Below are 14,470 nucleotides of genomic sequence, written 5' to 3'. Positions count from 1 at the left end.
AAATTTGAAGCCGGCCGCCGCGCAAGACGCGCGCATAGCGCGGGCCGGCGACGCACACGCGACGCGAACGGCGTCTTCGATCTTCCGCGTCTGAAGAATTAGTCGGGAATTGACGATGAACCAGCTTAAAGAAGCCGCGATCGAAACCGATGTGGTCATTGTCGGCGCCGGCCCGGCAGGTCTTTTTTCGGTGTTCGAACTTGGCCTGTTGGACATCAAGGCGCATGTCATCGACATTCTTCCGCGCGCCGGCGGCCAGTGCTCGGAACTCTATCCCGAAAAGCCGATCTATGACATTCCCGGCCTGCCGGTCTGCACCGGGCAGGAGCTGACGGACAATCTCCTGAAGCAGATCGAGCCGTTTCATCCGACCTTTCACTTCAACGAAATGGTCGAGACGCTCGTGTCGCTGGGAACGGCCGAAAAGCCGGAATTTCGCCTCAGCACAGATGCGGGAAAAATTTTCCACGCCAAGGTCGTCTTCATCGCGGCCGGCGGGGGATCGTTCCAACCCAAGAAGCCGCCGATCCCCAAGATCGAGTCCTATGAGGGGAAGTCGGTGTTTTACGCCGTGCGCCGCATGGAGGACTTCCGCGACAAGAACGTCGTCATCGTCGGCGGCGGCGATTCGGCGCTCGATTGGACGCTCAATCTGCAGCCGGTGGCGAAAAGCATCACGCTCGTTCATCGTCGCGACCAGTTCCGCGCCGCGCCGCATTCCGTCTCGGCGATGCAGGAGCTCGTCGCGGCGGGCAAGATCGACTTCAGGCTCGGCCAGATCACCGCGGTCGAAGGCGAGGATGGCGAACTGGCGAGTGCGGTCCTCAAGGGCAATGACGGCGTCGAAGAGAAGCTCGCCTGCGAGCGCCTGATGCCGTTCTTCGGCCTCACAATGAAGCTTGGCCCCGTCGCCGATTGGGGGCTTCAGCTCAATGAAAACCTCATTCCCGTCGACACCGAGAAATTCGAAACGAGCCATCCCGGCATTTTTGCCGTCGGCGACATCAACTCTTATCCCGGCAAATTGAAGCTCATCCTTTCGGGCTTCCACGAGGTCGCGCTCGCCGCGCAGAAGGCCCATCGTTACGTCTATCCCGACAAGAAGCTTCTGTTCCAATACACGACATCCTCGACCAATCTGCAAAAGAAGCTCGGGGTCTCCTGACGTCGGCCGACGCTGAGACGTCCGCCGCCTTCGTCGACGTGTTCATCATCGACGTCGCGAAGATCGCCGCCGACGAATGGCCGAAGCTCGCTGCGCTTCTCGATGAAGCCGAAACAGCGCGGGCGGCGCGTTTCGCTTTCGAGTCCGATCGCCGCGCCTATGTCGCCGCGCATGCGCTGTTGCGCGCATGCCTTTCCGAGCGCGCGAGATGGGTTGCGCCCGCCGCGTGGCGATTTGGCGCGACGCCGCACGGCAAGCCCTTCCTGCTGTCGCCGCGCACCGGCCTTGACGTGAGCCTGTCGCATACCCGCGGCATGGCCGCCGTGGCGATCGCGTCGGGACGCGACGTCGGCGTCGACGTCGAGTCGTTTCTCAAGCCGCGAGACGCGCTGAAGGTGGCGGAGCGCTTCTTTGCGCCCGAAGAGGCGGCGATCGTGCGCGCCCAGTCCGATCCGGAGTCGCAGAGCGAAGTTTTCTTTGCGATCTGGACTCTCAAGGAGGCTGTCTTGAAGGCGGATGGGCGGGGCCTGGCGGGCGGGCTCGACAGCTTTGTCGTTCGCCTGTCGCCGCTCGCCGTTAGCAGCGGTCCTGACGAGCGCTACGGCGTTGCGCAATGGCGGCGCGCAGGTTTCTTCATCGCTGCGGCGGCGCGCGGCGACGACGTCAATTTCCGAATCGAGGAAGCGCGCGCGAGCGCGCTGATCCGGGCGGGGCAAATCGTTTGAAGCCTGAGCCCGGCGCGCTAGTTCTGTCGCGGGCTCTTGTCGCGCAGGCATTGGAGGAGAGTCATGACCACCTTGCTCTTTATCGTCATTTGCTATGGCGCCGCTTTGCTTGCGTTGGCCGTTTATCTTCAGCCGGATCGTTTCGTGGTGCGGCGCGAGGCGGTCATCAATGCGCCGCCGCGCCAGGTTTTCGTGGCGATCAACAATCTGCGCAACTGGGAATCTTGGTCGCCCTGGGCGAAACTCGATCCAAGCGCTGAAACGCGTTACGAGGGACCCGCCGCCGGCCCCGGCGCCGCCTTCGAATGGGCCGGCGACAAGAATGTCGGCGCAGGGCGCATGACCATCGTCGACAGTCGACCGAGCGAGCGCGTGGATCTCAGACTCGATATGCGTAAGCCCTTTGCCGCGGCCAATGACGTGACCTTTTTTCTCGCTCCTGACGGCGAACTGACGAAAGGTCGCTGGCTCGCGCGCGCGCTGGGTTTGGGCGGCGATTCCGCGGCGCGCAAGACTCATGTCGTTTGGAGCATGTCCGGCAAAGCCAGCCTCGCGAGCAGGGCGATGAACATCTTCGTCAGCCGCGACAAGATGATCGGCGATCAGTTCGAGAAAGGCCTCGAAAATCTCGGCGCGCATCTCAGCACATAGCGACGGACCGCTGACCCCGCGCGGCTCTTGCGTCGCGCGCTGCGAAACGCCATCTGGATGGCGGCCGCAACGCGCTCGCCGACTTCGGCGGCGCGACTCGCTGATTGATGCAGGTGATTGACTCGCATGACCGAAATGTTCGAGGCCGCTTTGGCGGCGCTGCGCCAGATCGTGACGCCGCCGTTCCGCGCGGTGCTCGTCAAGAGTCTGGGCATGACGTTCCTGCTGCTGGCGCTCGCCTGGGTGGGTCTCGATAAGCTCGCCATGTCCTTCGTGATGGTCGAGCATCCGTGGCTGCGGACGGCTCTCACCTATGCGACGGGCGCCGGACTGTTCTTCCTGATGGCGTTTCTCATCGCGCCCGTCTCCGTGCTGGTTTCGGGATTATTCCTCGACGATCTCGCCGATCACGTCGAAGCCGACCTCTATCCGCCGGGACAACACGGTCGCGCCATTCCGGCGACCCAGGCGATTTTCATGGGCCTGCGCTTCGCTGGGATTTCGGCGATCGTCAATTTTTTCGCGCTGCTGCTGCTCTTCGTGCCGGGAATAAACGCAGCCGCCTTCCTCCTCGCCAACGCCTATCTTTTCGGGCGCGAATATTTTCTCTTCGCCGCGACGCGCTTTCGTTCGCTGCAAGAGTCGGAAGAGTTGCGCCGTCGCCATGCGCTATGGCTCTTCGTCGCCGGACTGTTCATCGCCGTCTTCGTCGCGACGCCTGGGCTGAACGTGCTGACGCCGCTCTTTGCCGTCGCCTTCATGACCCGCATCCATCGGATGCTGCCGCCAAGCCCGCGTGGAGAAATGTCGCAGTCCGCCCGCCGACGTTAGCTCAGAAAGCGACGTCCTCAACGCGAGGCGGATTCGCCCAGCCGCTGCGTCTGATACTGCCCGACTTTGCGGAAGCGATAGAGATAGGTCGGCACGATCGACTCGATCGATTGCGGATCGGCGATTCCCAGCCCCTGGAGGGTGCGCGCTTCCGCTTTCGCCGCGTCGCTGACGACATTGTCGTGCTTGAGCAACTCGACCTGATCTCGGGTCATGCGCAAAAGCTTCGGGAAAAGGCCCAGCGACAGCTTGGTCAGCATCTGCGTCACGCTGGCCATAAGCTTGCCTGCGCCGAAGGAGAGTTTCAGGACTCGGCGCTGGCGCTGCGTCACCTTCAGAACATAGTCGACAATCTCCGCGAAGCTTTTGACCTCCGGACCGCCGAGTTCATAAGCGACGCCGGAATTGGCGCGGCCGGCGAGCGCGATCGCCACCGCGTCGGCGACGTCGCCGACATAGACCGGTTGGAATTTCGTCTGCGCGCCGACGATCGGCACGACGGGAAAGTAGCGCGCCATGGTGGCGAAGCGGTTGAAGAAGTCATCTTCCGGCCCGAAAATCACTGAGGGGCGCAGGATGACCGCGGAAGGAACCGCCGCAAGCATGGCGGCTTCGCCTTCCGCCTTGCTTCGGCCATAGGCTGAAGCCGACTGCGGATCGGCGCCGATGGCGGAGATGTGGACGACATTGTCGATGCCGGCGGCTTTCGCCGCCTCGGCGATCACGCGCGCGCCGCCCGCCTGCACGGTCGAAAATTTCTGCGCGCCGGTTTCAGCAAGGATGCCGACAAGATTAACCACCGCCGAGGCGCCGCGCAGGGCCGCCGCAATCGACTCCGGACTGCGCACATTCGCCTGTACCGCCATCACCTGGCCGACGCGGCCGAGCGGCTGAAGAAAGAAGGCAAGGTCGGGCCGCCGGCAAGCGACGCGCACGCGCCAGCCGTCGCGCGCCAGCGCCCGAACGACGTAGCGGCCGACAAAGCCGGAACCGCCGAACACCGTCACCACCCGTCCTTCGCCAATGGTCTGGTTATTGTCGCCGATCATCGCGATTTGCTCCGCTTGCGCCGCGCCGGCTCCCGCCGGAAAAATGGTCGCTAAGGCTCTAGCGAAATTTGACGACGAAGGAAATGCGCGAGGCGGGCGCCGCCGCAACCTGGGCGGCCATGCGGTTTTGCGTGAAGCGCGCATTGACACGAGGCGTCCGCTGCCCCTATGAGACGCGCTCTAAGCCCAGGTGGCGGAATTGGTAGACGCGCTGGTTTCAGGTACCAGTGGTGAAAGCCGTGGAGGTTCGAGTCCTCTCCTGGGCACCAGGCAACTGGTGTTTCGCTTTTAGTAGCAATGACTTAGGCAAGCTTTGGTCGCTCTTTCGGTGATACGAAGGGCGATACATCAGTGCGTCGATATGCCTTCTCTGAAGGATGTTTCTCCGTCTCAGTTCGCTATCTCACCACGAGTCGCGATGGCGTCTTCTGGTACTATCGGCGCATCCCTATCGCAGCGAGAGCGAACCTCGGACTTACTGCCAACTTCGTTCGAGTGAGCCTCAGCACTCGGGATCGGTCCGAGGCGATACGCAGGGTTGCTGAGGTCAACGCGAAGTATGAGGACGAATGGAAGTCCGTTTCGCCCATAGCTCGCAAGGCAGAACACCTCACGCTGTGGACTCTGCTCAACCAGCAGCCGGTCGCTCAGGCAGCGGCAACAAGCGGTCCATCCTCGGAAGTTGCGGCCGTTGTCGCCAGTCCGGCTTCTCTTCTCCTGAGTGAAGCCCTTGGCCTCTACCTGTCTCAACATCCAAAGGGCGCGAACAAGCGCTTCAGGCAGAATGCCCGGCTCTCCATCGGCTATGTTATCGACGCGGTAGGCGACCTTCCCTTGGACCGTTACACGAGACAGAACGCCCTGGCAGTTCGAGACGCATTGCTCGCAAAGAGCAAGACGACCTCAGTCAAGCGGCGCTTCAACGTAATCAACGCCGTTTTCAACGCGGCCAACCATGAACACGCGCTGACGCTCAACAATCCTTTCTCGGGGATTCGTATTGCGAACCTCGGCAGCGACACCGAGAAGCGGGAGGAGTTCACCCCAGATGAACTCAAGACCCTTGCAACTGCTTGCCGACAGATCGCCGACGATAGGCGCTACATCATTGCCATCATTCTAGATAGCGGCGCTCGCCTTGGTGAGATTGTAGGCTTGCGAGTGTCTGACGTATTTCTCGACGCCCTGGTGCCTTACATTCACATCCGTCCCTTCAGTGGTAGGAGTTTGAAGACCACAAGCAGCGACAGGAAGGTTCCGCTTGTCGGTGAGGCTCTGTGGGCGGCGAAGCGAGCTATCGAGGGTAAGGACCTCAGTGGACCCTTGTTCCCGGACTACGGTCCTGCGAAGGCCGACAGCGCCAGCAACGCGCTTAATAAGTGGGTGAGGGAGTACCTCGGCATACCAAAGACAATGCACGGGCTGCGGCACACAATGAGGACAAGGATGAGGGTAGCTGCGATTCCCGAGGAGATTCAGAACCGAATCGGTGGATGGACCGAAGGAACCTCGGTCAGCCGTGGTTACGGCTCATACCCGCTGGAACTTCTAAGGAAGCATCTGGAGAAGGTTGTTGTGGATTAGCGTTAGCTCGCTTGCCTCACCTAAATGAGCCTATACGACATCAACGCTAATCAATCTTCGCTCTGTAGTTCATTGGCCTGTATGCTAATCTCCAGCTCTTGGTTGCGGAATCATGTGCGCAGGGCCGCAGAACGCGCCGTCACCCATCTCCACATGGCCCCAGAATGAGTCAGAGAAGCTCGCTGGTGAGTCCTTCGCGCGCCTCCGCTACATCCTGCCTCGGAGAACTAAAGCTCGCCTGTGGCTCTCTGTGCAGGGTGCTTCATAGGTCAGTCACAAGTATTATAAGGTCCCACCTCAACCACACAACCAAACAGATCGAGTCAAGGCGAGAGACCATGAGTCGTGACCTCGGTTGCTTCGGTCAGCTTGAGTTCGCTCTCAAGCCACCACCACAACAAAAGGATGAAGATGTATGAGGTGGAGAGCAAGGTACCTGAGGCCTCCCTCCTGGTCCACAAAGAGCTTCATGAAGGGATGTGCTGTGGTGATGTTAAGCAACCTTCCGTTTATGGCGTCTCCCGGCTGGATTTTCTTAAGGTGTAAAAGGTGCAAATCGCTATTATATAGCGTGAACACACCTTAATTGACTCTTATAAATCTTGATTGCTTGCCTCTTCCTCGCCCAGGCAAGAAACTCCATCCTAGCGCCCCGCATCTTGCAAGAAATTCTGTGTTTATGCTTAGGCCCCTCATGTCACTCTTGAGGTTAATACCTGTAGCTTTCCTGATGTCCTCAGACGAAACCTCAGTGTCCTCGCAGCTGCTCAGGAACTTCAGGAGGTCCTCAGCCACTGACTTTCGCCGAGAGGGCTTGGAATTTGTTTGTGTGTCCTCGTCATTGACGAAGCTGGACTTCGGCATAGACGCTCCAGGGAACATCCTATTCCAGTGGTCCACCATCAATCGGAACTGATCGGTCGAGAAGTAGAGCCTCATTGGCTTGGCTACTCCGTGTTCATCAAGCTCACGCGCGCAACCACGCATAGCGAGCTGTTTGAACCAGCGCAGCATGAGGCCGACCTTGGTGATGCTGTAGTCGCCTCTCAGCTCACGGATTGTTGCATCATCATTGGCATGGAAGGGAGTCTCCTTGATGCCGAGTGTCTCAGCTATCATGGTCCTGGCAGGCTTCACGAAGCTGCCGAAAACGAACACAGCACCGCAGTGTCGCCATTGATTCGAGCCTATGCCCGCGCCGAAGTGACAGTAGTGGAGGTGTCTTCCTTGCCAATCCAGGAGCTGGAGCTGGCCTCCCTCAATCACTTTCTTCCAGCTCACTAACAGGATGGACTCGCCGGGTTGTGTGTTCTCCATGATGCATCTCTGCATCCAGTTGAGCAGAGGCGTCCTGGTTGTGGTCTTCTCCCACAGCTCCTTGGGACTCCGTCCTGTCACATGGTCGGGGCCATCGAGGTGGACTGCATCCAGGTTGCTGTAATCTGCTTGTGGGACGGCTTCTTGATGTCGGGCATCAGACAGCTCAGCGTAGCCGTCGATGTCTGAGGTGGCATCCAGCAGAACCGTTCCTGGTCTCAACGGCCAGTTGGGTGCGTAGGCGACGAACCTTGCACCATATGAGTAACCGGCGTGGAGGGCCGCAAATGCGAACCCGTGTGTCTCTTGAGCGAGGATGATAAGGCGAGCTGCAAGGCGAATGTCTTCTCGGTCGAAGCCAGTCCCTGCGGTTAGTCGGGAACGTTCTCTCGGCTTCTCAGTCAGCCGTTTAAGCGCCTCAAGGTATCCGCTGCCGAGACTGAGTCTCAGCTCGTGATATTGGCGCGACCGGTCAAAGCCGAGTTGTGTGGTTGCAAGCTGGCGACACGCTTCTCCGAAGGCTTTCGTGAGTGCAGGCTCATCCTCACCTTCTTCGAGGCCGAGGCGGGTCCGACAAAGTTCGTGGATTTGTTCGAAGTCGGCCAGCGTGAAGTCAGCCACGTCGATGTCGTCCGGTCGCTCATCCACCAGAATGAGTGTCCGCCTACCGCCATCAGCAAGGTCGAGAAGCTCGTGAGGGTGCTGCTTGTAGCCGTTGTGGGTGCCTATGAGCGCCGGATAATTCCCAAGCTGAGACCGATGGAAGAAAGCGGCTGGCTCATAACCATCATCCCGAGCCTTCGTGGCTTCCACGTATGCTGACCCATCTGCGTCCAGCTTCTCTCGGTCGTGGTCCGTGGTTCTGATGGCGACCTTTCCCGGCAGGAGCAGTTCAAGAGAACGGTAGGCTTCGTCGCACTCCCGTTTGGTGTTCGCAAGGAACAGCACCGAGCCACCTGAGCGGACCAGAGCAGCAGAAAAGGCGAACGCTGCGGTCGTCTTGCCGCCGCCTGTAGGAGCCGGAACACTATGCCAGAGCGACTGATTGTTTTCGTGGTCCCAGAGTGCCCTTGAGCATGCCGAGTAGACAGAGCGCGCCACTTCCAGATCGAAAGGGGTCGGAATCTTTCCTCGGGCCGCTAACAGCTCCTTGAGGCAGCTCTCAAACGATGACCACGCCACTAAGCACAGAAGACTTGCGTGCTTGCTGAATCTTGGGTCAGCTTCAGGTCGCTCCGGGTGCAATTCAAGTGAAGAGCATGTGTCTCCAATGTCCTCTGTATGCATCCGCCTATAACCGTCCCTGATAACCTTGTGTCCGTGACGCCGAGCATCTCTAACGCGGGAGGAAGCGGCCTGACAACAAGCGGTTGTTTAGTATGGCTTAAACGAGGCAGAAAGAGCCATTCAGAGGCGGACCGATCCACTGAAGGAACCATGATCGGCCTCTTCAAATCCCTTCCACAGGCTTCGCCGCGGGCTGCTAGGGCGCAATCTCGAAAAGGTCTTCGGTATTCGGTTGTGGCGGCTCGAGGAAAGCGTCGGCGTCCAAGCCTCTATCCTTGAGAAACGGAGCGTCTTTGAGCTTGTCGCGAAGGCCTAACATTCGCTTCTCGGCGCGGCGCACGAAGGTATCGTAAGTCATCGGGATGATGGACACGCGATTGTCCCATTCTGTTCTATTGCCTCGCTCAGCCGCATGAATTTTCGAGCCGAGCACGTAACAAGTGGTCGTGGTCGCATCGGTTATAAGTCCGCGTTCTATGAGTTCCTTCACGTAGCGCCAAGCCTGTCCCTTCTGGTCGCCCCCGATTGTTACGCTGGGTTTCTTGATTTCGGCAATAACTAGGCGCGCGACGCCATCGACATCGTGGCCTAAATCATGCGCATCGCGGCTATAGAGGCCCACACTTCCATCCGGCAGCATCACGAAGTCAGGGCGCTGCCGACTTCCCTTGGTATCAACGCCAAAAATCTCGTGAATGACGGTCGTCATGCCCCGGTTGCTCGTGAACTCGAGGCTCTCGAATTCGGGACCGAACACCCATAGCGAACGCTCGAATAGCGGCTGTAAGTCCTCGACCTCATCGGCGCTTTCGTCGCGGAGTTTTTTGTCAAGATCGTCGATCAACTTAAGCCGTGTCTGGATTTCGTCCAGAGCATCCTTCGCCAGTCGGAGCGTCCAGTCGTCGAGCAAATGGTAAAGGGCATCGAGGTCGCCCGGTGGTAAATCGTATAGTTTGCTGACTAGACCGTATTTGGACGTAGTTAGTTCAAGATTCGCCAGGATGCCCGCAACTTTGCCGACTTCAGCAGTGGAAATGGATGGGCAAGCATCGATCACCTCGTCAACAAACTGATTCCAACGGGCACGTCCGACCGGAGATAGCCTTCGTGTTGTGCGCAGGTGCGTTTCTCGGATTGATGCTTTCGCCTCGCGCCGACGTTCATCGGAGAAGTTTGACAAATACTCCCTTATCTTCGCGTGGACCAACGGCTGGGTGGCTACCCACGCGGGATGATCGGTCGCGAACCCGCTCCAATCAGGACGCACGGCATCCAGCAGCAGGTCGGCAGAGACGATGAACTGGAAGCGTTTGGCCCCTGATGTGCGTCCATCCAGAATGCGCTCGTGATCAAAGCCGACCCAGCCGGGGGTGCCCACCAACCGAGACCTCACCCACCACGCGATTCCGTGCTGACGCGTCGTCCGGTCGACTTTCTGGCTATCGATCATCGTAATGTGGACCGTGCCGAAACTCGGCACTTCTACGACCGCCTTCTGGATGCTACCTGTGGGAACGTCGTCGAAGGTCACGAGCTTTCCATCGACTGACACTTCGAAGTTTGGGTCCGCAAGGAAGCGCGTTCCAATGACCTCACGCGCGGTTTCGGCGTCGAGTGACACACCTTCAGATGCAGTTGCCAAGATTTCCGTTCCGTGGCCAGCAATTCCCGTCCGCGAGCCGATTTCCGTGATGTCGAACGGCTGGGTCGTTCCGCGCCGCACCTCATAGGTAGTTTCAGTTCCGTCCCGCCATGTGCGGACGCGCTAAGGATCGGAAAACTTGAATGCCGCGTGACGGCCTTTTCCGTTGCGTCCATAGGCGTTCCGCGTCGGAACGTTTTTCAGGTCGTCCGGTGGCTCCGACTTCGTGCCTTCCTCGGCGATCCTGTTGTAATCGAGCGTTTTCCACCGCCGTTGGAACTGCTCCGGTGTCATACCCTTGCCGTTGTCGTCAATGGAGAAGGCGATGCCATCTGTTCGCTTTGGCCAAATGATGTTCACACGGGTGGCGTAAGCATCCCAAGCGTTGGCAACGAGTTCGATGATTGCGATTGCTGGATCGGAGATAATTGGCCCCGCGTAGCGGTCTAAAAACCGATCATCAAACAACACACCCTGCTCAGGATCATTAGAATTCATGGTGCCCTCCGAAGGCTTCTGGAATGCGGCGCAGCCGCTTGGAGGCTAATCCCGTGAAGCAGATTTCATGGAAGGGTTCGCTAGTCATTGGCGAACCGGTTAACGGCTTCACTTATGCTGATGCACCTTCAAACTTCCCTCACCAACTCTATGCGCTTTCCAAGACACGATAGACGCTCGCCCTGCCGATCTTTAGTTCCTTAGCAATCTCTGTCGCACCCTTACCCGCATCCTTCAGCTTCCTAATGGCTTCTGGGTCTATGGTCGCCGGTCGGCCCTTATAGACTCCCGCCGCCTTCGCCTTCGCAATGCCCTCCATCTGGCGCTCCTTCCTCAGGTTCGTCTCGAACTCCGCGAAAACCCCAAGCATCCCAAGGAACGCTTTCCCGCTCGCTGTGGACGTATCGATGTTCGCATTCAGGACTTGTAGCGCCGCGCCACGCTTCTCCAGCGTCGCCACGATGTCGCTTAGGTCCGCCACTGAGCGCGCCAGCCTGTCCAACTTGCAAACCACCAGCACGTCGCCCTTACGGATGAAGTCCAGAACTGTGGCCAACTCTGTGCGACCATCTGTGGACGCGCCGCTCTTCTTCTCAGCCCTCACCACATCACATCCGGCCTTCCGAAGCGCCTCGGTCTGAAGGGCGAGGTCCTGATCTTGCGTGCTGACTCTGGCGTAGCCGATCTTAGTCATGAGGGACGCTCCAGGGACCGATATGTCTCGTTTGGGTTTAGAGCCTCTACCTCTACTGTCTCGAAAGCCTTATGTCAACCCATATGAGACGGTAAAGCTGTCTCGCCGCCGTGTCTCGTTGGAGTATACCATAATAAGACGTAAGGGCTGTTCGACTCAGTCTGCTAATCTCGACGTTTTGGAACCGAAGGACTGAGAATGAACACGCCAGTCTCGCTGGTGTTCGTGGTTGCGGCTTTTCTGATGGGGGTTTGGTCAGGGCCGTTGATCTACGGCACTTTGGCCACTGATGCTGATCATCTCGCCACATGGTTTACAGGCGGACAGGTAGCCGTGGCCTTAGCGCAGGCAGCACTCTTTTTGTGGCAGTTCACTTACTTGAGGGGCAGCGTTGAAGCAGCAAACGCAGCGGCTAAGGCAGCCGATGTTTCAGCAAATACGGCGAGGGAAGCGTTCACTAAGCTGGAACGCCCCTATCTGTTCATCGATGGCGCTACCACTATCATGAGGGATTCATCCGTTAGTGGTCATGAACCCTGTGTCAGATTCAGAGTCGCAAATTATGGCAAAACACCAGCAATCATTAAACATGCAGCAGCGGCCTTCAGCTTCGATCAGCCTGATGCGCCCCTACTGCTAGATGAAGAACACTCGCTGTTGACCGATCCTGTCTTCGGACCTGGGGAGGTTCGCACGGCGCAGGAAGTAAAGCTTCCTCTGGGAATTGGATTTATTGACGGTGGAAACGACAACATGCTGTTGCCGGACATAAAAGACAATGACCTTTTTCTCGTAATTAGTATTCACTACAGGGGAGCCTTCACTGAAGGTCATGAAACGAATTGCTGTTGGCGATACGACAGACCGAGCGGGCATTTTACGCAGTTAGGCATGGGTGCATTGAACTACTGGAAGTAGCCGTCCCTTGCAGCACGGGTTCGCCGGCGAACGGGTCCCTCGATTTTATAGGTATCCTTCGACAAACGTAGGCCGCCCCACCATTCCACAAATCTGCCTGAAAGGGCCGAGCCGTGGTGAGACCTTGGCTCGCGGTGTCGCCTATCAATACGTCGAACAGTTGAAGCCTGAGTGGGTCCGGCTGCAATCCGCCGTCACCGGCCTTCTATCGATACTCTGGAGAGCCCTCGCAAGTCGGTTCAGTCCGCATCTGTTCAACCATGCGGCTGTTGGTCTGCAACTGTCGGCACTGAAGATACAGGGCAGTTCCCCGCTCGTAGCCCATGTTCGCACAGGTTTCGTGGTCCCGCAGGGGCCAATCGGTCTTCCTGTGTCTTTGCAGCCGACCAGCGCCACCGCCACAAGAACAACCACGACATAACGTGGATTTTGCGCGAAAAAATCGCACCTTTTTGAGAGACGCGGAACATGCAACAGCCCGCCAGGTTTCCTTGCGTTCGCTGTTGGTCAATTAGCCAAGTCTAAGATTTAGGACTTTGGGTGGGGCATCGGGTTTCGGAGCCGCGCGAAGTACTAACAGCTCGTCCGAACAGGTGCAAAAAGCGCAGTTAATTGTGCGGTTTATTTCAAGCGTGTATCGTGATGCCGCTATTTTGAAGCGGTCAGCTTTTTTGCAGTACGCAAGAGGGCTTGACACAACAATAATGTTGTCTAAATATGATACCGACGTTCAACGAGAAGGGAAATCTCCCCCCTGGGTTGCATAAAGCAACTTGGGAGGAGTTCACCGAAAGGTATGGCGTAACAACTCACCGCAAGCGCCTAATCGGGCTTATGCAGAAGCTGATAGTGCACTTAAAAGAAGTGCAATGTCAAAATCTGTATGTCGATGGTAGCTTCGTAACGAATAAAGAGGTGCCAAATGACTATGATGCATGCTGGGATGTGACCGGGGTAAAAATAGAACTAATAGACCCAGTACTCTTGGACTTCAAACCAGAAGGCAAGAAGAAGATGGCGATAAAATACGGTGGTGATCTTCGGCCGGATAAATTCTCGCCATCTGGAGCGAATGTTGTCTATCTGGTATTTTTCCAGACAGATCGTGATGGGGACCCAAAGGGCATCATCCATCTCTCTCTTCAGGAGATAGAGCTATGATCAAGAATGAACGGCAGCTTGCCACTGCCAAAAAGCAGCTTGCTGTACTGAGAAAAGCAGCAAATGCTTTGCAGAGCGCCGGTCCATCAGATCCAATGAATGCTGTTCGGATCAGCTCTCTGGAAGCAGATGCTGAGAAGCTCAATATGCAAATAGAGACATACAACAAAGCATCAGAAGGTATTTTTGATGTTGCCTGCCTTACGTCTGTCGAGCATGTCGGCGAGGAGTTAATAAATGCACGAATTGCAAGCGGGCTTACTCAGGAGCAGTTGGCGAAAAAGGCCAGCTTGGAAGCTCAGCAAATTCAAAGATGGGAAAGTACTCTGTATCAGACTACTAACCTAAAGACATTAAAAAGAATAAAAGATATTATCATGTCTTCAATTGGGCATGAAAAGAATGCGGTCCTCTGTGGGTGTGATTGACGGTGTGTCAATGCGTGGGGAGTTGTTTGTCTTTCCACGCTGAAGGCTAAGGACTCGCTTGGCTGTCAGCTTTAAAGGGCTGGCGGCCGAGGGGCTGTGGGCGGTCACGGGTCCCCCCGAAGCATAGGTATCCTTCCGGAAACGCTGGCCACCCCACCACTTCAAAAATCTGCCAAAGGGCCGAGCCGTGGTGTAACCACCGGTCAGCGAGTGTCTTCGATGGTTGCGCTGTGGCTGCGCGGCATCACGATGCGCAAACTTCGGTGATACAAAGGGTGATACATTCGCCCTAAGAGCTGCGTTCGCGCCTCTTGAAGCGGACCTCATGCGGGAGTAACCCTCAAGCCTCGTGAGCCTCCAAGGTTCGCCGACAGTCATGCTTTACCGTCCGCTGCCCCTATGAGACGCGCTCTAAGCCCAGGTGGCGGAATTGGTAGACGCGCTGGTTTCAGGTACCAGTGGTGAAAGCCGTGGAGGTTCGAGTCCTCTCCTGGGCACCAGCTAACCGCTATATGTAGCA

13 protein-coding genes and 2 tRNA genes are annotated in these 14,470 nt (G+C 57.6%); 10 read left to right on the top strand and 5 right to left on the bottom strand.

Annotation, left to right across the window (positions count from 1 at the left end; genetic code table 11):
• Positions 1 to 115 precede the first annotated feature (115 nt).
• The 4 genes from IYW40_RS03395 (at position 116) to IYW40_RS03380 (ending at position 3,372) form a co-directional block, all read left to right on the top strand.
• Positions 116 to 1,165: an NAD(P)/FAD-dependent oxidoreductase gene (locus IYW40_RS03395; protein WP_196399378.1), complete on the top strand. Its 1,050-nt coding sequence runs from the start codon at positions 116 to 118 to the stop codon at positions 1,163 to 1,165.
• Positions 1,166 to 1,203: 38 nt separating this feature from the next.
• Positions 1,204 to 1,890: a 4'-phosphopantetheinyl transferase superfamily protein gene (locus tag IYW40_RS22210; protein WP_196399377.1), complete on the top strand. Its 687-nt coding sequence runs from the start codon at positions 1,204 to 1,206 to the stop codon at positions 1,888 to 1,890.
• A 63-nt stretch (positions 1,891 to 1,953) separates the two neighbouring features.
• Positions 1,954 to 2,541: an SRPBCC family protein gene (locus IYW40_RS03385; protein WP_196399376.1), complete on the top strand. Its 588-nt coding sequence runs from the start codon at positions 1,954 to 1,956 to the stop codon at positions 2,539 to 2,541.
• A gap of 126 nt (positions 2,542 to 2,667) precedes the next feature.
• On the top strand, positions 2,668 to 3,372 hold the full coding sequence (locus IYW40_RS03380; protein WP_196399375.1) for a sulfate transporter family protein: 705 nt from the start codon (positions 2,668 to 2,670) through the stop codon (positions 3,370 to 3,372).
• 17 nt (positions 3,373 to 3,389) lie between these two features.
• Here IYW40_RS03380 and IYW40_RS03375 read toward each other — a convergent pair whose 3' ends face one another.
• Complete coding sequence (locus IYW40_RS03375; protein WP_196399374.1) at positions 3,390 to 4,421, bottom strand: complex I NDUFA9 subunit family protein; 1,032 nt, start codon at positions 4,419 to 4,421, stop codon at positions 3,390 to 3,392.
• 184 nt (positions 4,422 to 4,605) lie between these two features.
• Here IYW40_RS03375 and IYW40_RS03370 point away from each other — a divergent pair.
• Positions 4,606 to 4,690: transfer RNA gene (locus tag IYW40_RS03370), tRNA-Leu, on the top strand.
• 82 nt (positions 4,691 to 4,772) lie between these two features.
• On the top strand, positions 4,773 to 6,005 hold the full coding sequence (locus IYW40_RS22205) for a tyrosine-type recombinase/integrase (protein ID WP_348644224.1): 1,233 nt from the start codon (positions 4,773 to 4,775) through the stop codon (positions 6,003 to 6,005).
• Positions 6,006 to 6,587: 582 nt separating this feature from the next.
• Here IYW40_RS22205 and IYW40_RS03360 read toward each other — a convergent pair.
• The 4 genes from IYW40_RS03360 to IYW40_RS03350 form a co-directional block, all read right to left on the bottom strand.
• Positions 6,588 to 8,270, bottom strand: coding sequence for a hypothetical protein (locus tag IYW40_RS03360; protein ID WP_196399372.1), 1,683 nt, complete (start codon positions 8,268 to 8,270; stop codon positions 6,588 to 6,590).
• A gap of 535 nt (positions 8,271 to 8,805) precedes the next feature.
• Positions 8,806 to 10,332, bottom strand: coding sequence for an ATP-binding protein (locus tag IYW40_RS03355; protein WP_210327173.1), 1,527 nt, complete (start codon positions 10,330 to 10,332; stop codon positions 8,806 to 8,808).
• Between the two features lie 42 nt (positions 10,333 to 10,374).
• Entirely contained in the window at positions 10,375 to 10,749 is a 375-nt protein-coding gene (locus IYW40_RS21385) for an ATP-binding protein (RefSeq protein ID WP_210327172.1), read from the bottom strand.
• 148 nt (positions 10,750 to 10,897) lie between these two features.
• Complete coding sequence (locus IYW40_RS03350; protein ID WP_196399371.1) at positions 10,898 to 11,443, bottom strand: recombinase family protein; 546 nt, start codon at positions 11,441 to 11,443, stop codon at positions 10,898 to 10,900.
• A gap of 198 nt (positions 11,444 to 11,641) precedes the next feature.
• Between IYW40_RS03350 and IYW40_RS03345 the strand changes: the two genes are divergently transcribed.
• The 4 genes from IYW40_RS03345 to IYW40_RS03330 all read left to right on the top strand — a co-directional run bounded on the left by IYW40_RS03345 (position 11,642) and on the right by IYW40_RS03330 (position 14,450).
• Positions 11,642 to 12,361, top strand: coding sequence for a hypothetical protein (locus tag IYW40_RS03345; RefSeq protein WP_196399370.1), 720 nt, complete (start codon positions 11,642 to 11,644; stop codon positions 12,359 to 12,361).
• Positions 12,362 to 13,120: 759 nt separating this feature from the next.
• Entirely contained in the window at positions 13,121 to 13,522 is a 402-nt protein-coding gene (locus IYW40_RS03340) for a hypothetical protein (RefSeq protein WP_196399369.1), read from the top strand.
• Positions 13,519 to 13,950, top strand: a complete 432-nt coding sequence (locus IYW40_RS03335; protein ID WP_196399368.1) for a helix-turn-helix transcriptional regulator — start codon at positions 13,519 to 13,521, stop codon at positions 13,948 to 13,950. Before IYW40_RS03340 ends, IYW40_RS03335 begins: the two co-directional genes overlap by 4 nt.
• Positions 13,951 to 14,365: 415 nt before the next feature.
• A tRNA-Leu gene (locus IYW40_RS03330) sits at positions 14,366 to 14,450 on the top strand.
• The last annotated feature ends 20 nt before the right edge of the window (positions 14,451 to 14,470 follow it).

Source organism: Methylocystis sp. H4A, assembly GCF_015709545.1.
Classification (GTDB): Bacteria; Pseudomonadota; Alphaproteobacteria; order Rhizobiales; family Beijerinckiaceae; genus Methylocystis; species Methylocystis silviterrae.
This window is presented reverse-complemented; position numbering and strand designations above follow the sequence as displayed.

Bases quoted from the DNA above. Each gene is read 5' to 3' on its own strand.
- IYW40_RS03380 (WP_196399375.1), top strand. From the start codon at position 2,668: ATGACCGAAATGTTCGAGGCCGCTTTGGCGGCGCTGCGCCAGATCGTG.
- IYW40_RS21385 (WP_210327172.1), bottom strand. From the start codon at position 10,749: ATGAATTCTAATGATCCTGAGCAGGGTGTGTTGTTTGATGATCGGTTT.
- IYW40_RS03350 (WP_196399371.1), bottom strand. From the start codon at position 11,443: ATGACTAAGATCGGCTACGCCAGAGTCAGCACGCAAGATCAGGACCTC.
- IYW40_RS03375 (WP_196399374.1), bottom strand. From the start codon at position 4,421: ATGATCGGCGACAATAACCAGACCATTGGCGAAGGACGGGTGGTGACG.
- IYW40_RS03345 (WP_196399370.1), top strand. From the start codon at position 11,642: ATGAACACGCCAGTCTCGCTGGTGTTCGTGGTTGCGGCTTTTCTGATG.
- IYW40_RS03335 (WP_196399368.1), top strand. From the start codon at position 13,519: ATGATCAAGAATGAACGGCAGCTTGCCACTGCCAAAAAGCAGCTTGCT.
- IYW40_RS03385 (WP_196399376.1), top strand. From the start codon at position 1,954: ATGACCACCTTGCTCTTTATCGTCATTTGCTATGGCGCCGCTTTGCTT.
- IYW40_RS03395 (WP_196399378.1), top strand. From the start codon at position 116: ATGAACCAGCTTAAAGAAGCCGCGATCGAAACCGATGTGGTCATTGTC.